This is a genomic window from Ectothiorhodospira lacustris (genome assembly GCF_022227785.1).
Lineage (GTDB): Bacteria > Pseudomonadota > Gammaproteobacteria > Ectothiorhodospirales > Ectothiorhodospiraceae > Ectothiorhodospira > Ectothiorhodospira lacustris.
The window spans coordinates 1-21,640 of sequence record NZ_JAJNQM010000058.1 but is presented as its reverse complement, the minus strand read 5'-3'; the positions used below and the strand labels follow the sequence as shown (position 1 = coordinate 21,640).

Annotated in this window: 20 protein-coding genes, 1 other RNA gene and 1 pseudogene; 4 read left to right on the top strand and 18 right to left on the bottom strand. The window is 64.7% G+C overall.

Features of this window, described 5'->3' with window-relative positions:
* From LQ952_RS11430 to rsmI, 14 genes and pseudogenes are all read right to left on the bottom strand, one after another.
* Positions 1-210, bottom strand: a pseudogene (locus LQ952_RS11430) (UDP-N-acetylmuramate dehydrogenase); the annotation flags it as partial.
* A complete protein-coding gene (gene murC / locus LQ952_RS11425) occupies positions 207-1,637 on the bottom strand; it encodes a UDP-N-acetylmuramate--L-alanine ligase (RefSeq protein WP_238622770.1) in 1,431 nt (476 codons plus the stop codon). The pseudogene LQ952_RS11430 and the gene murC, both read right to left, overlap by 4 nt.
* Positions 1,634-2,722 (bottom strand): undecaprenyldiphospho-muramoylpentapeptide beta-N-acetylglucosaminyltransferase, encoded by a 1,089-nt coding sequence (murG, locus tag LQ952_RS11420; RefSeq protein ID WP_238622769.1) that lies wholly within the window; start codon positions 2,720-2,722, stop codon positions 1,634-1,636. The genes murC and murG overlap by 4 nt, the downstream gene beginning before the upstream one ends.
* Complete coding sequence (ftsW, locus tag LQ952_RS11415; protein WP_238622768.1) at positions 2,719-3,921, bottom strand: putative lipid II flippase FtsW; 1,203 nt, start codon at positions 3,919-3,921, stop codon at positions 2,719-2,721. The genes murG and ftsW overlap by 4 nt, the downstream gene beginning before the upstream one ends.
* Positions 3,918-5,249 (bottom strand): UDP-N-acetylmuramoyl-L-alanine--D-glutamate ligase, encoded by a 1,332-nt coding sequence (murD, locus tag LQ952_RS11410; RefSeq protein ID WP_238622767.1) that lies wholly within the window; start codon positions 5,247-5,249, stop codon positions 3,918-3,920. Before murD ends, ftsW begins: the two co-directional genes overlap by 4 nt.
* 14 nt (positions 5,250-5,263) lie before the next feature.
* Positions 5,264-6,346 (bottom strand): phospho-N-acetylmuramoyl-pentapeptide-transferase, encoded by a 1,083-nt coding sequence (gene mraY / locus LQ952_RS11405; protein WP_238622766.1) that lies wholly within the window; start codon positions 6,344-6,346, stop codon positions 5,264-5,266.
* Positions 6,327-7,709 carry a UDP-N-acetylmuramoyl-tripeptide--D-alanyl-D-alanine ligase gene (locus LQ952_RS11400; protein ID WP_238622765.1) on the bottom strand — a complete coding sequence of 461 codons (1,383 nt, stop codon included), beginning with the start codon at positions 7,707-7,709 and terminating at the stop codon, positions 6,327-6,329. Before LQ952_RS11400 ends, mraY begins: the two co-directional genes overlap by 20 nt.
* Complete coding sequence (locus tag LQ952_RS11395) at positions 7,706-9,208, bottom strand: UDP-N-acetylmuramoyl-L-alanyl-D-glutamate--2,6-diaminopimelate ligase (RefSeq protein WP_238622764.1); 1,503 nt, start codon at positions 9,206-9,208, stop codon at positions 7,706-7,708. Before LQ952_RS11395 ends, LQ952_RS11400 begins: the two co-directional genes overlap by 4 nt.
* Positions 9,205-10,920, bottom strand: coding sequence for a peptidoglycan D,D-transpeptidase FtsI family protein (locus tag LQ952_RS11390; RefSeq protein WP_238622763.1), 1,716 nt, complete (start codon positions 10,918-10,920; stop codon positions 9,205-9,207). The genes LQ952_RS11395 and LQ952_RS11390 overlap by 4 nt, the downstream gene beginning before the upstream one ends.
* Before the next feature lie 3 nt (positions 10,921-10,923).
* Positions 10,924-11,193 (bottom strand): cell division protein FtsL, encoded by a 270-nt coding sequence (gene ftsL / locus LQ952_RS11385; protein WP_238622762.1) that lies wholly within the window; start codon positions 11,191-11,193, stop codon positions 10,924-10,926.
* Complete coding sequence (gene rsmH / locus LQ952_RS11380) at positions 11,190-12,125, bottom strand: 16S rRNA (cytosine(1402)-N(4))-methyltransferase RsmH (RefSeq protein WP_238622761.1); 936 nt, start codon at positions 12,123-12,125, stop codon at positions 11,190-11,192. Before rsmH ends, ftsL begins: the two co-directional genes overlap by 4 nt.
* 8 nt (positions 12,126-12,133) lie before the next feature.
* Entirely contained in the window at positions 12,134-12,586 is a 453-nt protein-coding gene (mraZ, locus tag LQ952_RS11375; protein ID WP_238622760.1) for a division/cell wall cluster transcriptional repressor MraZ, read from the bottom strand.
* Between the two features lie 384 nt (positions 12,587-12,970).
* Positions 12,971-13,321: RNase P RNA component class A (rnpB, locus tag LQ952_RS11370), an RNA gene on the bottom strand.
* Positions 13,322-13,513: 192 nt separating this feature from the next.
* The gene (rsmI, locus tag LQ952_RS11365; RefSeq protein ID WP_238622771.1) at positions 13,514-14,329 is read right to left on the bottom strand and encodes a 16S rRNA (cytidine(1402)-2'-O)-methyltransferase; all 816 of its coding nucleotides are present in this window, start codon (positions 14,327-14,329) and stop codon (positions 13,514-13,516) included.
* Between the two features lie 123 nt (positions 14,330-14,452).
* Between rsmI and LQ952_RS11360 the strand changes: the two genes are divergently transcribed.
* Genes LQ952_RS11360 through LQ952_RS11345 form a run of 4 tightly spaced genes read left to right on the top strand, consistent with a single transcriptional unit; the run spans position 14,453 to position 18,705 of the window.
* Complete coding sequence (locus LQ952_RS11360) at positions 14,453-16,309, top strand: penicillin-binding protein activator (protein ID WP_238622759.1); 1,857 nt, start codon at positions 14,453-14,455, stop codon at positions 16,307-16,309.
* Positions 16,306-16,656, top strand: a complete 351-nt coding sequence (locus LQ952_RS11355; RefSeq protein WP_238622758.1) for a YraN family protein — start codon at positions 16,306-16,308, stop codon at positions 16,654-16,656. The genes LQ952_RS11360 and LQ952_RS11355 overlap by 4 nt, the downstream gene beginning before the upstream one ends.
* Positions 16,657-16,669: 13 nt before the next feature.
* Entirely contained in the window at positions 16,670-17,260 is a 591-nt protein-coding gene (locus LQ952_RS11350; RefSeq protein WP_238622757.1) for a phosphoheptose isomerase, read from the top strand.
* Between the two features lie 14 nt (positions 17,261-17,274).
* Entirely contained in the window at positions 17,275-18,705 is a 1,431-nt protein-coding gene (locus LQ952_RS11345) for an FAD-binding oxidoreductase (RefSeq protein ID WP_238622756.1), read from the top strand.
* Positions 18,706-18,708: 3 nt separating this feature from the next.
* On the opposite strand, the gene LQ952_RS11340 is transcribed toward LQ952_RS11345, so the two are convergent.
* From LQ952_RS11340 to LQ952_RS11325, 4 genes are all read right to left on the bottom strand, one after another.
* Complete coding sequence (locus tag LQ952_RS11340; RefSeq protein ID WP_238622755.1) at positions 18,709-19,116, bottom strand: ClpXP protease specificity-enhancing factor; 408 nt, start codon at positions 19,114-19,116, stop codon at positions 18,709-18,711.
* Between the two features lie 50 nt (positions 19,117-19,166).
* Entirely contained in the window at positions 19,167-19,790 is a 624-nt protein-coding gene (locus tag LQ952_RS11335; RefSeq protein WP_238622754.1) for a glutathione S-transferase N-terminal domain-containing protein, read from the bottom strand.
* Positions 19,791-19,880: 90 nt separating this feature from the next.
* On the bottom strand, positions 19,881-20,615 hold the full coding sequence (locus tag LQ952_RS11330) for a cytochrome c1 (protein ID WP_238622753.1): 735 nt from the start codon (positions 20,613-20,615) through the stop codon (positions 19,881-19,883).
* Positions 20,615-21,640: cytochrome b (locus tag LQ952_RS11325; protein ID WP_238622752.1), on the bottom strand; the 1,026-nt coding region annotated here is incomplete at its 5' end. The genes LQ952_RS11325 and LQ952_RS11330, both read right to left, overlap by 1 nt.

Here is a 21,640-nt window from a genome sequence, read left to right as displayed (position 1 = left end):
GTCCCGCACCAGGATGTTGCTGCCCAGACCAAGCCAGAACAGGGGTTCATCCGCCCGCAGACCGGACAGAAACAGCACCAGATCATCCAGGTCCGCCGGACGATACCAGCGGTCCGCCGGGCCACCCACCCGCCAGGAGGTATGCCGGGCCATGGCTTCATTGATGCGCAGTTCCCCACGCAGATGACCGGGACGACGGGCGACGATCATGGGGCATCTCCCACGGCACACAAGGCCACCGGCAGACTGGCCGCCAGCGCCCCCACATTACCCGCCCCCTGGGTCAGCAACACATCCCCCTCCCGCAATACACCCCGCAGGGCATCCACCAGGCGCTCGGGGGCATCCACAAACACGGGGTCTACCCGTCCCCGGGTACGGATCGTGCGGGCCAGGGTACGACCGTCGGCGCCGGGAATGGGGTCCTCACCCGCCGCATAGACATCCAGCAGCACCAACACATCAGGCTCGGACAGCACCTCGGCAAAATCCTCGAACAGGTCTCGGGTGCGGGTGTAGCGATGGGGCTGGAAGGCCAGTACCAGACGCTGCCCCGGCCAGGCGGACCGGGCCGCGGCGATGGTAGCGGCCACCTCGGTGGGATGATGGCCATAGTCATCCACCAGCAGCACCGCCCCCATCGGGGTGGGTAGATTACCGTAGACCTGGAAACGACGACCGATACCCTGAAATGCCTGCAACCCGCGCTGGATGGCGCCATCATCCACCCCCAGCTCATGGGCCACGGCCACCGCCGCCAGGGCGTTGAGCACATTGTGGCGTCCCGGCAGATTCAGGGTCACCGGCAGGGCCTGGTCACGCCCCGGCAGGTGCAGATCGAAATGGGTGCGGGTGCCGTCCGGGCGTAGCTCGCGGGCATGGACATCCGCCGGATGATCGATGCCGTAGGTGAGCATGGGACGGCCGATGCGGGTGATCAAGCCGCGGATCTCCGCATCATCCACGCACAACACCGCCAGGCCGTAGAACGGAAGATGATGCAGGAATTCGAGGAACGTATCCCGCAACCGGGAAAAATCCCCTTCATAGGTAGCCAGATGGTCTGCATCGATGTTGGTCACCACTGAAATCATCGGCTGCAGACACAAAAAGGAGGCGTCGCTCTCGTCCGCCTCGGCCACCAGATAGCTGCCCTGCCCCAGCCGGGAATGACTGGCGGTGCTGTTGAGCCGACCACCGATCACGAACGTGGGGTCCAGCCCCCCTTCCGCCAGCAGGCTGGCTACCAGGCTGGTGGTGGTGGTCTTGCCGTGCGTCCCGGCCACAGCGATGCCGTAGCGAAAGCGCATCAACTCCGCCAGCATTTCGGCCCGGGGCACGACGGGAATGCGACGCTCCCGTGCCGCCTGCAACTCCGGGTTACCGGGGCGGATGGCACTGGAAACCACGAGCACATCGGCCTGCTGCACATGGGTGGCATCATGACCCACACGGACCTCCACCCCCAGACCTTCCAAACGCCGGGTCACGGCGTTTTCGGCGATATCGGAACCGCTCACCTGATACCCCAGGTTGGCCAGCACCTCGGCAATGCCGCCCATGCCCGAACCGCCGATGCCCACGAAGTGGATGCGGCGGATACGGCGCATGCCGATCAGGGCTGTGGGGGCATTCATGAGCGATCTCCTTTACCGGCCAGGGCCAGACAGGCCTCGGCCACGCGACGGGTGGCATCAGGACGAGCCAGGCGCCGGGCCTGGGCGGCCATCTCCAGCAGCCGGGGACGATCCAGGGACTCCAGCAGGGTCGCCAAGTCCCCGGCATCCAGTTCATCCTGAAGGATGAGGTGTGCCGCACCGGTCTCGGACAGATAGCGGGCGTTGGCGCGCTGGTGGTCATCCACCGCATGGGGGTAAGGCACCAACAGGGCGGCCACGCCGGCAGCCGCCAACTCGGAAACCGTCAGCGCCCCGGCACGGCAGATCACCAGATCCGCCCAGCCGTAGGCCTGGGCCATGTCATCAATGAAGGCCGTCACCTCGGCCTCCACGCCGGCCTCGGCATAGGCCTGGCGAGCCTGCTCCAACGTGCGCTCCCCGGCCTGATGCCGGATCTGCGGACGGTGAGCTTCGGGCAGACGGGCTACCGCTTCGGGCACGCGGGTATTCAGGGCCAGGGCACCCAGACTGCCGCCGACCACCAGCAGGCGTAGAGGACCTTCCCGTCCGGCCATACGCACCGCGGGGTCCGGCAGTTCACGGATGCTTGCGCGCACCGGATTGCCGACGGCCACCGGCTCCCGAGCAACCGGAAACGTGCCCGGGAAGGCCTCCAGCACCAGATCCGCCCGTCCGGCCAGCCAGCGGTTGGTCATGCCGGCAATGGCGTTCTGTTCATGGATCACCAGGGGATGGCCCAGGGCCGCGGCCATGAGTCCGCCGGGGCCGGAGGCAAACCCCCCCAGCCCCAGTACGGCACGGGGTTTCAGGCGCAGCATCAAGCCCAGGGCGGCCCACAGAGCGACCCCCAGTCGCCAGGGGGCCAGCAGCCAGGCGGACAGCCCCTTGCCCCGCAGGCCGCTCACCGGCAGGGTGTGAAACTCGATCCCGGCCGCCGGCACCAGCCGGGCCTCCAGACCCGTGGCCGTGCCCAGCCAGCACACGGTCTCGCCTCGGGCACGCAGATCATCGGCCACGGCCAGTCCTGGAAAGACATGCCCCCCGGTACCACCCGCCATGATCAGGATAGGGCGACGGCTCATGATCCACCTCCGGACGCACGGCGGCGGGGCCTGAAGCCCCCGCTCTCCACCGTTTCCCGGTGTACCCGGGCCAGCAGCCCCATGGCCGCACAGGTCACCAGCATGGAACTGCCGCCATAGCTCATCAGGGGCAGGGTCAGCCCCTTGGTGGGCAGCATGCCCATATTCACGCCCATGTTGATGAAGGCCTGCAGGCCGATCCAGATGCCGATGCCGTAGGCCAGGTGCGCTCCGAACAGGTGCCCCACCCGTTCGGCGGCCTGGCCGATGGCAAAGCTGCGCCAGAGCAGAAAGCCGTAGAGGGCCACCACCGTCACGATGCCCACCAGGCCCAGTTCCTCGGCCAGCACGGCGAACAAGAAATCGTTGTGGGCTTCCGGCAGATAAAAGAGTTTCTGCACACTGCCGCCCAACCCCACGCCGAACCAGGAACCACTGCCGATGGCAATCAGGGACTGGGTGAGCTGGAAGCCGGTATTGAAGGGGTCGGTCCAGGGGTCCATGAAACCGGTGAGGCGGGCCACCCGATAGGGCGTCTGGACGGCCAGCCAGGCCATCGCCGCACCCACGACGCCCAGGAGCATGAAAAATTGCCACAGCCGTGCGCCGCCCAGGAACAGCATCCCCAGGGCGATGGCCATCAGCACCACGGCGGCGCCGAAATCCGGCTGCATGAGCAGGGGCACCGTGGCCAGCATCAGCAGGATCAACGGCTTGGCAAAACCCATCAAGGTTTCGCGCACCTGGCGGGCATGCCGCACCAGATAGCCGGCCAGGTAGACGGTCATGAGCAATTTCACCACCTCGGAGACCTGCAGATTGAACAGTCCCACCGAGATCCAGCGGGTTGAGCCGTTCACGGTCTTGCCGATACCGGGCACCAGCACCAACAGCAACAACACGTAGACGGACAGAAGCAGCCAGGGTCCCATGACCTGCCACCAGGCCAGGCGCAGGTTGTAAAGCATGACAGCCGCAACCACGCCGAGGGTGACGAAGACCACCTGCCGCTGCAGAAAATAGAAGGGATCGCCCAGACTGCGCTCGGCGATGCCGATGGAGGCGGACCCCACCATCACCAGCCCCAGCCCCAACAGGGCCATGACCGTGACCGCCAGCCCCAGGTCCACCTTCTGGTGCAGTTCCACCGTCAAGCGGTTGTCCATGTCCCGGGTGGCCTGAAGATCAAGTCCCTTCATGATGCCAACCTCCGTACTGCGGACTCGAAGACCTCGCCCCGGTGTTCATAATTGCGAAACATATCCAGGCTGGCACAGGCAGGCGACAGCAGTACGCTGTCCCGACGACAAGCCAGCCGGGCGGCCTCGGCCACGGCCTGATCCATGTCATGGACCCGCACCACCGGCACTACACCCTCCAAAGCCCGCTCAATGACGGCTGCGTCCTGCCCCAGGAGTACCACTGCCCGCGCTTTTTGGGTCACCACGGCCTTGAGGGGCGCAAAGTCCTGCCCCTTACCCTGCCCGCCGGCGATGAGCACCACCTTGTCCGGCAAGCCCGCCAGGGCCGCCAGGGTGGAGCCCAGGTTGGTGCCCTTGGAATCGTTGTACCAGTCGACACCTTGCAGATTCGCCACCCACCGGCAACGATGGGGCAGACCGGCAAAGCGGTGCAATACCGCCAGCATGTCGCCCCTGGGCAGGCCGGCGGCCTCGCCCAGGGCCAGGGCAGCCAGGGCATTGGCGGTGTTATGACGCCCGGCCATGCGTAGCTCCGCCTCCGCCATCAGGGGGTCATCCCCCCGGTACAGCCAGGACGCGCCGTCCCGCTGTTTCAGACCATATTGACCATCCGCCGGGGCATCCAGGCCGAAGCTCACCCGCATCCGGCCACCGGACATGGCCTGGACCCGGGGATCTTCCCGATTGGTCACTGCCACCCGGGCGTGACGAAAGATGCGTGCCTTAGCCTGGGCATACTCGTCCAGCCCCTGGTAACGATCCATATGATCCGCGGAGAGATTGAGCACGGCGGCCGCCTCGCACCGGAGCCCGGACGTGGTTTCCAGCTGAAAGCTCGAGAGCTCCAACACATAAAGATCAGGCGCCGGCCGGGATGCCGGAAGATCCAGTGCCGGGGTACCCAGATTACCGCCGACCGCCACCTGCAGCCCCGCGGCCCGGGCCATCTCCCCCACCAGGGTCGTCACCGTGCTCTTGCCGTTGGAACCGGTGATGGCCAGGACCGGGGCGTTGACCTGCCCGGCAAAGAGTTCGATATCACCCAGCACCCGGGCACCGGCGGCCTCGGCCGCCCGGATCGCGGGTTCCCGAATGCTCACCCCGGGGCTCACGATCAGCCGCTCGAAACGGGACAGCACGTCCGGGTCAAACGGCCCGGAGAACAGACACACGTCCGGCACCTGTTCCCGCAGCGCAGCCAGACCCGGCGGCGATTCGCGGGTATCGGCCACGCAGAAGGGCTCCCCGCGGGCGGCCAGATGCCGCGCCACGGAGAGCCCGGTGGTGCCCAGTCCCACGATCAGTGTCGTTGCCTGCTCTGTCACGTCACTCGCCGTCCTCAACGGATCTTCAGGGTGGCCAGACCGATCAACACCAGCACCACGGTAATGATCCAGAAACGTACGATCACCCGCGGTTCGGGCCAGCCCTTGAGTTCAAAATGATGATGCAGCGGCGCCATGCGGAAGATGCGCCGCCCGGTCAGCTTGTAGGAGGCCACTTGCAGGATCACCGACAGGGTCTCAATCACGAACACCCCGCCCATGATCACCAGCACGATCTCCTGCCGGGTGGTCACCGCCAGCAGGCCCAAGGCCGCGCCCAGGGCCAGGGCGCCCACGTCGCCCATGAAGACCTGGGCCGGGTAGGCGTTGAACCAGAGAAAGCCCATGCCCGCCCCCACCAGGGCCGCGGCAAACACGGTCAGATCCCCCACCCCGGGCACAAAGGGAATGCCCAGGTAGTCGGCAAAGATGGCATGACCCGACACATAGGCGAACACCCCCAGCGCCCCCGCCACCAGCACACAGGGCATGATGGCCAAGCCATCCAGGCCATCGGTGAGGTTCACCGCGTTGCTCGAACCCACGATCACCAGCCAGGTCAGGGGGATGAACCACAGACCCAGATCAATGGCCACATCCTTGAAAACGGGCACGATCAGCGTGGTCTCGATGGGGGTCTGGGCGGTGTAGAACAGAAACACGGCGGTCAGAAAGGCCACCAGACTCTGCCAGAAAAATTTCTTGCGCGCCGACAGCCCCCGGCTGTTGCCGTACCGCAGCTTCAAGTAATCATCGACCCCGCCGATAAGCCCGAATAACAGGGTGACCAGGAGCACCACCCAGACAAAGCGGTTACTCAGGTCGCTCCACAACAGGGTGCTGACGGCCACCGCCACCAAGATCAGGGCACCCCCCATGGTGGGGGTTCCCGCCTTGCTGAAATGGGTCTGGGGACCGTCGCTGCGCACCTGCTGGCCGATCTTGTAGCGGGTCAGATGCCGAATCATGGCCGGTCCCACCATAAAGGCGATCAGCAACGCCGTGAGCACGCCCAGGATGGCACGCAGGGTCAGGTACTGGACTACGTTGAAGGCCGTGTAGTACTGGCTCAGATACTCAAACAGAATGAGCAGCATGCCCATTATCTCCCGATTGTTCTTGTCGCTGCCCTTGTTCCGGCATCAATGCCGATACCACCCGCTCCATGCGCTGTCCGCGGGACCCCTTGATCAGGACCACCACATCAGGTCCCAGACATCCTGTCAGCACCGCCGACAGGCGGGCTTGATCCTCGAAGTGCTCCGCACCGTTGCCGAAGGCATGGACCGCATGTCGGCTCAGCGGACCCACTGCCAGCAGCCGTTCCACCCCCATGGCCCTGGCCAATGCACCCATTTCGCGATGCATACCGGCGGCGTCCTCACCCAGTTCGCCCATATCCCCGAGGACGAGGATGCGGTGCCCGGGCTGCTCCGACAGCACCTGGATCGCCGCGCGAGTGGAGGCGGGATTGGCATTGTAGCTATCGTCGATGAGACGACTGCCCGCCGCTCCCGGCCGGGACACCAGACGCCCCGGTACCGGCTGCATCAATGCCAGACCCCGGCCGATGGCCGCGGCGTCCGCCCCCAGCGCATGGGCAGCCGCAGCCGCAGCCAATGCATTGAGACGGTTATGACGACCGGCCAGGGCCAGGGACACACGGATTCGGTCATCCGGCAGATGAATCAGCAGATCCTCGCCATCCATCTCTCCCCGGACCCGGGCCCGTGCCGACAGGCCGAACAGGATGACCTGGCGCCCGGGATTCATGGACAGCCACAGGTCGGCATAGGGATCATCGGCATTGATCACCGCCACCCCCTCATCTTCCAGCCCCTGGAAGATCTCGCCTTTGGCATGGGCAACCCCTTCGATGCTGCCGAACCCCTCCAGGTGGGCAGGGCCGGCATTGGTGATCAAGGCCACATCGGGCCGGGCAATGCGCGTCAGCAAGGCAATCTCGCCGGCATGGTTGGCCCCCATCTCGATCACACCGAAGCGATGCTTCCCGGACAGACTCAGCAGCGTCAGGGGGACACCGATGTCGTTGTTCAGGTTGCCGCGGGTGGCCCAGGTCTCGCCGCAGTGACCGAGAATCGCCGCCAGCATCTCCTTGACCGTGGTCTTGCCGTTGCTGCCGGTCAGCGCCACGATCCGGGCCGGACAATGGCGGCGCCAGCCGGCGGCCAGGTCGGCCAGGGCACGACGGGTATCATCCACCAGCACCCAGGGCCGGTCCTGGTTCGGGCCGGGGTCCCGGCTGAGCAGCAAGCCGGCGGCCGGGAACTGCGGACAGATGAAGTCATGGGCGTCGAAACGCGGTCCCTTCAGGGCGACAAAGAGCTGTTCCGCCGTTACGCTGCGACTGTCCGTGGACACCCCCTGCACAGCCGCGTCGGCGCCTTGCAGGCGTCCGCCGGTCAGTGCCGCCACCTGGCTCATGGAAATCCGCATCATGCCTCACCCTCCACCAGCCGGCGGGCCAGGACCCGGTCACTGAAGGGGCGGCATTCATCGCCGAAGATCTGCCAGGTCTCATGACCCTTGCCCGCGATCAGCACCACATCCTCCCGACCCGCCTGACCAAAGGCATGGCGGATGGCAGCCTCCCGGTCGGCTTCCACATGCACCCGCGAAAGATCGGTAAAGCCGGTACAGACCGCCTCGATGATCGCCCGAGGATCCTCATGGCGCGGATTGTCGCTGGTCACCACCACCTGATCCGCGTCACGCTGGGCTACGGCCGCCATCAGCGGGCGCTTGCCCGAGTCGCGGTTGCCGCCGCAACCAAACACGCACCAGAGCCGACCACTGCAATGGGCACGCAGGGCCTGCAGCACCTGGGCCAGCGCCTCGTGGGTGTGGGCATAATCCACCACCACCAGCGGCCCCCGGGTACCGTGGAAACGCTCCATGCGTCCAGGGACTGCCGGACTGTGATGCAGCCGTTCCAGGGCATCGGTGAGGCTGACGTCCAGACTCAGCAACGCCGCCAGTACCGCCAGCAGATTTTCCAGGTTGAACCGTCCCAGCCAGGGGCTTTCCAGCTCACCCGCCCCCCATGGAGTCATGACATGGGCGCGGATACCCTCGGCATGGAATTCCGGATGGGTCGCCAGCACCAGTTCGGGGCCGTCGGACGACGCCTGCAGGCCATAGCCCAGCACGGGGACCTTCAGCCGCTCGGCCAGCAGGCGACCGAAGGGATCGTCCAGGTTCAGCACTGCCGTTTTCAGGCCGGGCCAGGAAAACAGCCGTGCCTTGGCCTCACCATAGGCGGTGACCGTACCGTGATAATCCAAGTGATCCCGCCCCAGATTGGTGAGGATGGCAACATCGAAATCCACCCCCGCCACTCGGGCCTGATCCAGGGCATGGGATGACACCTCCATCACCACCTGATGCAACTTGCAGCGCCCCATGGCAGCCAGAAAGGCCTGCAGGGACACGGGATCAGGCGTGGTCAGACCCGGATCTCCCAGTTCACCGTAACGCCCGCTGCCCAGGGTACCGATCACGCCGCAGGGGCGACTGTCACTGTCCAGGGCGCCGGCCAGGCACTGGGATACCGAGGTCTTGCCATCGGTGCCCGTCACCCCCACCACCTGCATGGCGCGTGAGGGATGACCATGAAACCGCGCCGCCAGCTCACCCATGCGCTCACGCAGCCGGGGGACGGCCAGATAAGGCACCGACGCCTCGGGAGGCGGTGCCCCCGTCGCTGCCGTGGGCTCCCAGAGTACCGCCACGACCCCACGCTGAACCGCCTCCCGGGCGTGGCTCAGACCGTGATGGTGATGTCCCGCCGCGGCCAGAAACACCTCGCCGGGCAACGCCCGGCGACTGTCAAGACACAGGCCCTGCACGGGGCGGTCAAGGACAGCCGGAACCGGCACCATCCCGACCAGCAGTTCCGACAGCAGATATCGGTGTTCGGTTTGCGCAGGGCACGTCATGTCGGCGCCTCCGCGGAGGAACGGGAGGCGGACTTCAGATCCGGGAGATTGTCGGGGGGAATATCCATGAGGCGGAGCGCACCACGCATGACCGCCCCGAATACGGGGGCCGCCACCTGGCCGCCGTAATATTGATCGCCGGCGGGCTCATCGATGATCACCACCATCACCAGACGCGGATCACTGGCGGGCGCCATGCCGGCAAACAGGGACAGATAGAGCCCCTTGGCATAACCGCCATCCACCAGCTTGCGTGCCGTGCCGGTCTTGCCGGCCACCCGGTAGCCCTCCACGGAGGCCCGGATGCCGGTACCCTCACGGGATACGGCCACCTCCAGCATGTGCATGAGGCTCTGGGCCGTATGGGGACTCATGACCCGATAGGCCTCGCGCGGGGCATCGGATACCACCAGACGGGGCGTGAACATCACCCCCTCGTTGGCGATGGCGCCGTAGGCCTGGGCCAGCTGCAACGGCGTGACGGACAGGCCATAACCAAAGCCCATGGTGGCGCGCTCCACATCACGCCAATGGAAAAAATCCCGTAGATTGCCGCCGGCCTCTCCAGGAAACCCACTGCCGGTGCTGCGACCAAAGCCGGCCCGATAGAAAGTCTCCCAGAGCTGCTGAGGCTCGATGGCCAGGGCCAGCTTGCTCGCCCCCACATTGGAGGACTTGCTGATCATGGTGGTCAGATCAATCAGGCCGTAGTTACGGATATCCGTGACGGTGTGGCGGCCCACCCGCATGCGGCCGGGGCTGGTCTGCAGCAGGGACTCCTTCTGGAACTGCCCGCTCTCCAGGGCCGCGGCCACGGTGAAGGGTTTGATGGTGGAACCAGGCTCGATCAGGTCCGTGACAACCCGGTTACGGGCGCTATCGCCACGCAGGGTGCCCCGGTTGTTCGGGTTGTAGGAGGGCTGGTTGACCATGGCCAGGACATCGCCGTTACGGGCATCGAGAATCACCGCAGAGCCCGCCCGCGCGCCATGGGCCTGGACTGCGGCCTTGAGTTCACGATAGGCCAGGTACTGCAGGCGCTGATCAATGGTCAGGGTCAGATCCTGCCCGGGGCGGGCGGGCCGGATATTCTCCACGTCCCGGATGGCGCGCCCCAGACGGTCGCGGACCACCCGTTTGGCGCCCGACTCGCCGGTCAGCCAGGGGTTATAGGCCAGTTCCAGACCCTCCTGGCCACGATCATCGATATTGGTGAAGCCCAGCACATGGGCGGAGACCTCACCCATGGGATAGTAGCGTCGGTATTCGCGCTGCAGGGCGACACCGGGGACTCGCAAGGCCATGACCTGCGCCCCCACATCCGGCCTGACATGACGGCGCAGATAGACAAATTCACGCTCGGCACGCTCGGCCAGACGCTGATGCAGATCCCGTGGATTCATGTCCAGCAGATGGGCCAGGCCCACCAGTTGCTGCGTGGGGTGCTGTAATGTTTCCCTGGGGTTGGCCCAGACGCTGTCGACCGGCGTGCTGACCGCAATGGGTTCACCATTGCGGTCCACGATCATGCCCCGGTGGGCCGGCAGGGACACCACTCGCAGATGACGTGCGTCACCCTGGCCCTGGAGAAAATCCTGCTGCAGAACCTGCAGATCCACGGCGCGCGCCAGCACGGCAACGAAGGCCAGGGCGAAAGCCCCCAGCACCGCGCCGCGCCGCCAGCGAGAAACCGTTGTCTTTGGCTCCGACATCAATCACTCCAGCAAGATAACGGTAGAACGGGCATCAGGCAGCCGCATGTTGAGACGGCTGCCTGCCTCCTCTTCGATCCGTCCATGGGTCGCCCAGGTACTCTGCTCCAGCTGCAACTGCCCCCATTCGATGTTCAGTTCGTCACGCAATCTCAGTTCAGCCTGCAATTCAGTGAACAACACCCGGCTCTGATGCTTGCTGTGCACCACCGCCAAGGCACCGATGACCACCGCCGGAAACAGCAGGGCCAGTAATATCAGGCGCCGGCTCATGACAGGCGCTCGGCCACCCGGAGCACGGCGCTGCGTGCCCGCGGATTCTCATCAACCTCATCTTCCCGAGCCCGCTGCGCCTTGCCGATCTTCAACAGGGTCCTTCCGGGGGGGAGATCGGTGACAGGCAACCCCCGCGGCAACGGCTCGCCTTCCGACTGGCGACGGATGAAGCGCTTCACGATCCGATCCTCCAGGGAATGGAAACTGATCACCGCCAGTCGCCCTGCGGGGGCCAGTACCGCCGGTATCTGCGCCAGGCATTCGTCCAGGGCGTCCAGTTCACGATTCACATGCAGGCGAATGGCCTGGAAACTGCGCGTGGCCGGGTGCTTGTGCCGTTCAGGGCGGGGAATGGCCTCAGCGATCAGCGCCGCCAAGCGACCGGTCCGCTCGATGGGCATGACGGCCCGCTGTGCGACCAGGTGGCGGGCGATGCGGCGGGCGAAGCGCTCCTCGCCCAGGGTCTTCAAAACCCCGGCGATCTCGGCCTCATCGGCACGTGCCAGCCACTGGGCGGCAGACGCTCCCCGCATCGGATCCATGCGCATGTCCAGAGGACCATCCCGCATGAAGCTGAAGCCTCGCTCCGGGGTATCCAACTGGGGGGAAGACACCCCCAAATCCAGCAGCACACCATCCACCCGTCCTGTCAGGCCACGCACCCGGAGTTCAGGCAGCAGCCGGGTAAAGGACGTTCGCACGAACTCGAAGCGATCATCTCCCGCAAAACGGTGCAGGGCCTCGGCTTCGGCTTCAGGATCCTGGTCCAGGGCAATCAGGCGACCTGCCGGACCCAAACGGTCGAGGATGGCACCACTGTGCCCCCCCCTGCCGAAGGTACAGTCCACGTAAAGACCATCCGAGCGGATACACAGGGCCTCCAGGGCCTCTTCCAGCAGTACCGGGCGATGGCCGATCTTCTCCAGCATGTCATGACTCACAGCGTCAGAGACTCCAGGATCGAACTCAGATCACCTTCCCGCGCCTCTTGCCGGAACCAGTCATCACGGCCGCTGTTCCACGCATCCTCGTCCCACAACTCAAACTTGTTGCCCTGCCCCACCAGTACCGCCCGTTTTGTCAGGTTTGCAAATTCACGCAGGGGAGCAGGCAGGAGTATCCGACCATTACCATCCATCTCGCAGTCCGAGGCATGCCCCACCAGCAGACGCTGAAGGTCCCGCACCCGCCGGTTCATGTTGGGCCGGGACATCACCTGCTGTTCAAGGATTTCCCAGTCCGGCAGGGGATAGATCAGCAGACACTGATCCAGGTGAACGGTGATGACCAGATTACCCTGACAGCTTTCCGCCAGGCGGTCACGATACCGGGTGGGCATTGCCACACGCCCCTTGGAGTCCAGATTCAGGTTGGTAATCCCTCTGAACACGACCGCCCCGGGCATCTGCACCAATCACAGCGTCTGTACCGCCGGAATCGCCCCGCCTTTCCGTCTTGGGAAGGCCTCGAAAACTCGGGCAAACTCCACCTGCCCCCACATAAAGCCACTCGTCGACACTATAGGTAGGCGCTCAGCGGAGTGTCAAGGGAAATGCCCCTTCAAGGATCAAGATTTATGCTTGCGTCACAAATACTTACAAAACATGCTGGAAGGCGCCCGTGAGATCGAACCCAGTCATGTTGGGGTTTCTCGACTAATCAGGGAGTTGCAAAAGAAACCCGACAAGTCACGCAAACAGAGTTGAGTGAGCTGGTAGGATTTTCAGGGGGCGATCGAGTCGGCAAGGCGCCCCCGGGCGGGGGCAAGGAAGAAAAGTGGAGCCGGCCGATAAGCCGGGTTCTGTCGAGGACAGTCATTCGTCTGGGACGCATGTCACCATGCGCCTCGAGCAGCCTACCCGGGTGCAGTGCGGGCCACACCAGTGCACCCCTATTTGGCCTTGCTCCGGGCGGGGTTTACCCTGCCACGGCGTGTTGCCACCCGCGCGGTGCGCTCTTACCGCACCATTTCACCCTTACCTGTGCCCGAAGGCCATCGGCGGTATCATTTCTGTGGCACTTTCCGTCGGCTCGCGCCGCCCAGGCGTTACCTGGCGCCCTGCCCTGTGGAGCCCGGACTTTCCTCCACGGCCTGTGAAACCGCAGCGACTGTCTGGCCGGCTCCGGGAAGCATTGTATGTAAGTTCAGCGACCAAGCACAAGACAGGGAACGCCGCTTAGGAAGGTTCCGAACACGTCATTCCCGCGCAAGCGGGAATCCAGTCGCGGACTGAAGATCAGGGACTCCCGCCTTCGCGGGAGTGACGAAAGCGGGCCTGCTCGATGTTTCGCCGGCAATACTCAAGCCGGCGTTTCCTCAACGCAGCTCAAGCCCGCGTTGATAGAGGATATTTCTGGAAACACCGGTAATCTCCGCCGCCAGGCGCGCCGCCGACTTCAGCGGCAACTCCCCCAGCAGCAGCTGCAGCACACGCTCCGCCTCCGCCGTCAATTCACCCGTCTCCTGCTGTGGCGCCCCGGACACCAGCACCACGAACTCGCCGCGTCCATGATTGGGGTCCTCGGACTGCCATCGCACCAACCCTTCCAGGGTATCCCCCTGGACCTGCTCAAAGGTCTTGGTCAATTCCCGTGCCACCACCGCCCGACGCTCCCCCCCCAGCACCTCGGCCATGTCCCTGAGGGCATCACCGATGCGATGGCTGGACTCGTAGAAGATCAGGGTGCAGGGGATCTCCCGCAGAGTCTGCAGACGCCTGCGGCGGCCCTGCTCCCTGGCAGGCAGGAAACCCTCGAAGAGAAACCGGTCGGAAGGCAGTCCGCTGGCGGAGAGTGCCGCGATCAGGGCGCAGGGGCCGGGGACGGGAGAGACGCGAATCCCGGCCTCGCGAGCCGCCGCCACCAGACGAAAGCCGGGGTCACTGATCAGGGGGGTACCGGCATCACTGACCAAGGCAATGGAGTCACCCTGGGCAAGACGCGCCACCAGTGCCGGGACCTGCTGCTCCTCATTATGCTCATGGAGACTCACGCGCGACGTGGCCAGACCGAAATGGACCAGCAGCCTGCCCGTATGACGGGTGTCTTCCGCTGCGATCAGGTCGACCCTTCCCAGTATCTCCAGCCCGCGGCGGGAGATATCGGAGAGATTGCCGATCGGCGTCGCCACCACATATAAAACACCCGCCTCAATTGACACACTGCACCCCGGCCAAGATACTGGAAACCCCACAAAAACGGTTCGCCAGTCTAACCCGCCCAGGCGGGAGGGAGAACCCATGACCCCGTGTGCACCATGCGACATATCGTCCTGCCACTGCTGATTGCGCTGTTCCTGTCGGCCTGCGCCGGCCTGCCCCGCCCCGCAGACCCACCCACCGATGCACTGGCCCATGCCGCCCTACTGGAGAAGGAGGGGTCGCACCTGGCGGCCGCGGCGGCATATCTCGATGCCGCCGCGCGGCTGAGAGGGGCGGACAGGGCTCGGGTCCAGCTCAATGCGGCCGACCTGATGCTGCGCCCCCCGGTTGAGCCGGACGCCCTTGACCAAGCCTCCCGGGTCCTGGGTCAGGTAGAAAGCCGGCATCTGGATGCCGCCGGCAAAGCCCGCTATGCCGAACTCAACGCCCGCATCACCTGGCTGGAGGGGGATCCACAGACCGCCCTGAGTCACCTACCCCCTTCCCTGGACAACCTGCCCTCCGCCCTGGTGGCACGCATCCTCGAAACACAGGCCGGCGCCCTCGCCGATCAGGGCCGCTGGCATGAAGCCCTGGAGACCCGCATCCGGCAAGGCGCCCTGTATCAGAACCCCGAAGAGCGCCTGGTCAGCCAGGAAGCCCTATGGGCCATGCTGCAGCAGATCCCCGTCCGACAACTGCCGGACCTGGCGGCACGGGCCAGCCGTTTCGAGGCGCGCGGCTGGCTGAGCCTGGCGGAACTGGCCCATGACACCCCGCCACGCCTATCGGCCCTGGAGACACGGCTAGATGCCTGGCACCGACAGTTTGACGGTCACCCGGCCGCCCCCCGCTTCCTGAATCGTCTACGCGAACAATGGGCGGCCTATGGACACTACCCCGAACACGTGGCGGTGCTGCTGCCGCTGACCGGACGCTTCTCCACGGCGGCCCAGGCGATTCTTGAAGGTGTCATTGCCGCCTATTACGACAGCCCCGCCGATAACCGGCCGGAGCTGCGCATCCATGACACCGGCGAACAGGCTGAATCCGCCTGGACCCATTACCAGCAGGCAATCGCGGATGGCGCCCGCGGCGTCATCGGCCCCCTGGATCGCAATGCCGTGACCCTGTTTGCCCAGCGCGAATCACTGCCCATACCGATCCTGGCCCTGAACCATGCCGACCCCCAGTCCGCCTACCCTGCGGGCCTCTACCAATTCGGCCTCAACCCCGAAACCGAAGCCACCCAAGCCGCGGAACGGGCCATCCTTGAAGGGCGCCGGCGCGCGATCATCCTGATGCCGCGCACCGAACTTGGCGAACGGCTGCAACGGACCTTCCGTGACCGCTTCGAAGCCCTGGGCGGTCAGGTGGTCAGCACCCAGTTCTTTGCCCCCGAGGCATCGGACTATGGCGCCTCCATCATCGCGGCCCTGGACATCCGTGACCGTAGCGGCCGCACCGGACGGGATGCACGCCCCACGCCCCGGGAAGACGTGGACCTGATCTTCCTGTCGGGTAGCCCGCGTCAGGCAAGGCTGCTCTGGCCGCAGCTGCGCTTCCATCGTGCCGGTCAGATCCCGGTACTCACCACCTCCCACGTCTATTCGGGGAGACCCGATCCCCGTCATGATCAGGATCTGGACGGTCTGGTCTTTGCCGACATCCCATGGCTGCTGGAAGGCGCCAATCCGCGCCCGGAACTGCGCTCCCGGCTGGATGCCCAACTCTCGGGCAATACCCGCCAACTGCCGCGCCTGGTGGCCCTGGGTTTTGATGCCCTCCAGCTCTTCCCCCTGCTGGGGCGCCTCGCCGATCACCCCAGTGAGCGCTACCAGGGTCTCACCGGCGGACTGCGCATGGATGCCTCGGGACATATCACCCGTGATCTCAACTGGGCCCGTTTCATCGATGGCCGGCCGCGACTCGTCGGACAGACCGACCTGCCCGTGGCGGATCAGGCCCAATGAATCTCAAGGCCCAGGGTGACGCGGCGGAAGCCCGCGCCCGAGCCTTTCTGGAACGGCAGGGGCTGCGTTTTGTGAGGGCACAATTCCGCTGCAAGGTGGGGGAAATCGACTTGGTCATGGAAGACCGGGACACCCTGGTCTTCGTCGAAGTGCGCCAGCGTCGCTCCGCCCGCTTCGGCGGTGCCGCCGCCAGCATCAATGGCCGCAAACAACGCCGCATCCTGGCGGCGGCGGCCTTTTATCTTCAGATCCATGGCGGCAATCGCCCGGCCCGGCTGGATGTGGTTGCCATCGAAGCCGATGACCGCCTGAACTGGATTCCCAACGCCTTTGAGGCCAGCCCCTGAGTATCCTGCCCGCATGAGCCTGCAAGACATCATTCGCCAGACCTTCGCCGAAACGGTGGAAACCCAGCAAAGTGCCGCCCTGAGCCTGCCTGAGGCCATCGAACAGGCAGCCCAGTGCGTACTGGAGACCTTCCTCGGCGGGCACAAGCTCCTGATCTGCGGCAATGGCGGGTCTGCGGCCGACGCCCAGCACTTTGCCTCCGAACTGGTGAACCGGTTCGAGCACGAGCGCCCGGGTCTGCCTGCGGTGGCTCTCACCACCGACACCTCCATACTGACCTCTATCGCCAACGACTATGCCTACGATCAGATCTTTGCCCGTCAGGTCCGGGTATTGGGCCAGAGCGGGGATGTGCTGGTGGCCATCTCCACCTCGGGGCATTCGGCCAATGTACTGGAGGCCATCAAGGCCGCACGGGAACGGGATCTGCGCGTGGTGGCTTTAACCGGTCGTGACGGTGGAGCCCTGGCAACCCTGCTGTCGGAGCGAGACATCGAGATTCGTGCCCCGGCTGCCCGGACCGCCCGCATTCAGGAGGTCCACCTGGTGGTGATCCATATCCTTTGCGACCTCATTGATCGCCAGTTACTGGGCCTCCGCTAAGGACATACCCACCCATGGCCCTGCCGCACACAAAGCCCTCGGAAACACCGCTACCCGCCGCCCTGCTCAAGGCGCTGGAGGCGGCGGTGGGCATGAACAATCTGCTCATCCACGCCGCCGACCGCTGGCCCTACGGCGGCGACAACTCCCGTCTGCATGCCCAGCCCCAGGCCGTGGTCTTCGCCACCGAAACCGAGCAGGTACAGGCCGTGGTACGCAGCTGCCGGGCACACGGGACCCCCCTGATCGCCCGCGGGCGCGGCACCGGCACCACGGGCGCCACCGTCCCGGACCAGGGCGGCGTGGTGCTGAGCCTGGAACGCATGGACCGCATCCTGGAACTGGACCCGGACAACCGCCTGGCAGTGGTCCAGCCGGGCGTCACCAACCAAGCCCTGCAGGAGGCGGCCGGCCGCCACGGCTTCTTCTGGCCTCCCGACCCCACCAGTGCCGCCTACTGCACCATCGGCGGCAATCTGGCCTACAACTCCGCTGGCCCCCGGGCGGTCAAGTACGGCACCCCCCGGGACAACACCCTGGGCCTGACCGCCGTCACCGGCCGCGGGCAACTGCTGCGTACCGGCGTCTACACCACCAAGGGCGTGGTCGGCTACGACCTCACCCGGCTGCTGATCGGCTCCGAGGGCACCCTGGGCGTCATCACCGAAGCCATCCTCAAGCTCACGCCCCTGCCGGAAGGCAAGCGCACCCTGCAGGCGGTCTACGCGTCCATGGATGCCGCCGCCCAAGCCGTCTCCCGCATCATGGCCCAGCCCGTGGTGCCCTGCGCCCTGGAGTTCATGGACGGACGCGCCATCGAGATGATCCGCCACTACTCCCGGGCGGACCTTCCCGAAGGGGCGGGAGGCCTGCTCATGATCGAGGTGGATGGTCTGGCAGAGAGCCTGGACGGCGCGGCACGGCGGGTCATGGAAGCCGCTCGGGGCGAGGGCTGTCTGTCGGTGGAACTGGCCGGTACCGAAGCGGAGATCAAGGCCCTGTGGTCCACCCGCAAGGCCCTGTCACCAGCCCTGCGCACCATCGCACCCAAGAAGATCAACGAGGACGTGGTGGTGCCTGTCTCGAAGATTCCAGCCCTCGTGAACGGACTGGAAAGACTGGGCGCCGAGCACGGCATCACCATCGTCAGTTTCGGCCATGCCGGCAACGGCAATATCCACGTGAATTTACTGGTAGATCCGGACGACGCGGCACAGATGAAGGCGGCGGACGCCTGCCTGGACGGGGTGTTCGATCTGGTGCTGGGCCTGCGGGGCAGCATCTCCGGGGAGCATGGCATCGGCCTGGTGAAACGCCCCTTCGTGGCCCGTGAGCTGGGAGAAGAAGCCCTGGCGCTGATGCACGAAGTCAGGCGCTGCTTTGATCCGGACGGGATCCTCAACCCGGGCAAAGGCCTCCCCCCTGCCCCGGCAACGATCGTCTGAGACTTACTTGACCACTCGCAGGCTGGGTCCCTTGCGGCGCCCGACATCGCCCTTGCCGCCACTGCCATCGTCATCGCCACCGGAAGGCGGCGGCTCGTCCCCGTCCTCGGACTCGGCGAACATCATGCCCTGGCCGTTTTCCCGGGTGTAGATGGCCAGCACTCGATCAATGGGGATCATCACGTTCATGGGGCGGCCGCCGAAACGGGCGTTGAAGGTCACGGCTTCGTTACTGATCAGCAAGCCGCTCACCGCCAGGGGAGCCACATTGAGCACGATACGCCCGTTCTCCACATACTCGCGGGGTACCACCACCTCTGCAGCGGCATCCACCAGCAGGTGGGGCGTCATGTCGTTGTCCACGACCCATTCATAGATGGCGCGGATGAGGTACGGTCGACTGGATGTCATGGCAAGGCTCGAATACTCAGCGGAAAAACCGGACACTACCGGAGGCGGAATCAGTGCATTTCCTTCTCGGCCTCGGTCAGGCTCTGGCGGAAGGCCCCCCGGGTGAACATGCGCCGGGCGTAGTCCCGGATCGGTGCGGGCAGTTTTTCCAGCGGGATCCCGTAATGGGGTAGACGCCACATGACCGGCGCGATGGCCGCGTCCACCAGGCTGAATTCATCACTGAGAAAATAGGGCTTGATGGCGAAGATCTCACTGGCTGCCGCCAGACTCTCGTGGAGAATCTTGCGGGCCTTGGCGGCCTGCTTGTCCGGCGCGACACTCAGACTTTCCAGACCACGATACCAGTCCATTTCCACCCGGTACAGGGCCAAGCGCGCCGTGGCACGGGCCACCGGATCCACCGGCATCAGCGGTGGATGGGGGAAACGCTCATCCAGGTATTCGTGAATGACCTGAGTGCCGTAAAGCACCAATTCCCGATCTACCAGTGTGGGAACGGAGTTATAGGGATTCAGGTCGGAAAGGTCCTCGGACTTTTCGCCGGTTTCAATCTGGTGAATATCCACCGTGATGTCCTTTTCAGCCAGCACGATCCTGACCGAATGACATCTCGGACAGGTGGGTGCTGAAAAGAGCGTCATGACGGATCTACGATTGGCGATTAACGCCATGGAGGCTCTCCGGTCGGTCGGCCGACAGGATCCAGGCGGCCGGCTGGAAAAAAAAGGGGCATCCCTGCCCCTTCTTTGCTGGAACGACGATCAGTGCACGTCTCTCCAGTATTCCTTCTTCAGCAGATAGGCCACAAAGGTGAAGAAGGCCAGGAACAACAGCACCCACTTGCCGAGCTCATGACGCTCCACCTTCACCGGATCCGCGGCATAGGCCAGGAAGTTGGTGATGTCGCGGACCACTTCATCGTACTCCTCGGTGGTCAGCTTGCCTTCGGCAACCTTCTCCAGCTTCACGTGACCCTCTTCGCCCACATTGGCCTGCCAGCCCTGCAGCTCCCACAGGATATGGGGCATGCTCATGGCTTCGAAGACGGCATTGTTCACGCCCATGGGACGGCTGTCATCCAGATAGAAGCTGCGCAGTACGGTGTAGATCCAGTCCGTGCCCCGCAGGCGGGCCGTCAGGCTCAGATCCGGCGCGGGCTGACCGAACCACTCTTCCGCGTCACCGGGCTTCATGGCGATCTTGATCAGTTCGCCGACGCCGGTCTGGTCACCGCCCTGGTCACGGGTATGAATGAACCGCTCCCGCAACTGGTCATCACTCAGACCCAGATCGTTGCCCATGCGATTGTAGCGCTTGTACTGGATCGAATGGCAGCCGATGCAGTACTGGAAGAAATACTCCGCGCCACGCTGCAGGGAGGCCGTATCGGTCATATCGATATTGGCGCGATCCAGAGGCTTGGCAGGTCCGGCCGCCAGCGCCGCCGCGGGCGCTGCACAGGCCATCATGAATACGAGCGTAATTATCTTTTTCATCACGAAGTCACCCTCGCCGGAACCGGCTTTTCCTCGTTGAGCTGGGTGTACAGAGGCAGCAGCAGGCAGATCACCAGGTACACGGTCGGAATGAACCACATGCCCACCAGCAGGGTCTGGTCGACACCGGCCTGAAGGCGCAGGTAATCCCAGTAGGTGTAACCACTCACCAGCACCAGGAAGGACAGCCAACTGAACAGGGAAGACCGAGACTTGCTATGGAACCAGAGCACGAAGAAGAACAGCAGGTAGACGGCCGTCAGGCGCAGACCCAGTTCGGCATAGAAGGGCTCCACCGGCTTCAGGCCCAGATAACCCAGCACCACGAAGGTCAGACCGAAGAACACGATGTTGAACTTGTGGATGGTGCCGCGATAGCGCCAGGACTTGATCGGATTGCGGTCGATCCAGGGCATGAAGAACAGGATCAGCACGGCACCGAACATGAGCAGTACGCCCAGGAACGGATCAGGCACCGCACGCAGAACGGTATAGAAGGTACCGAAATACCACACCGGATGGATCAGGTCCGGGGTCACCATCGGGTCGGCCATCTGGAAGTTGGCCTTCTCGATGAAGTAGCCGCCCGCCTCGGGAGCAAAGAACACCACTGCAAAGAACAGGATCAGGAACACACCGATGCCGAACAGATCCTTCACCGTGTAGTAGGGGTGGAAGGGAATGCCGTCGGCCGGATGACCGTTGCTACCGGTGAACTTCTTGATTTCCACGCCGTCGGGGTTGTTGGAACCCACGGCATGCAGGGCGACGATGTGCACGAACACCAGCAGCACCAGCACCAGCGGCAGGGCCACCACATGCAGGGCGAAGAAGCGGTTAAGGGTCGCATCGGAGATCAGGAAGTCGCCCCGGATCCAAGTCACCAGGTCCCCGCCCACCACCGGAATGGTGTTGAACAGGTTCACGATCACCTGGGCACCCCAGTAGGACATCTGACCCCAGGGCAGCATGTAGCCGGCAAAGGCTTCGGCCATGAGCACCAGATAGATGGCCACACCGATGAT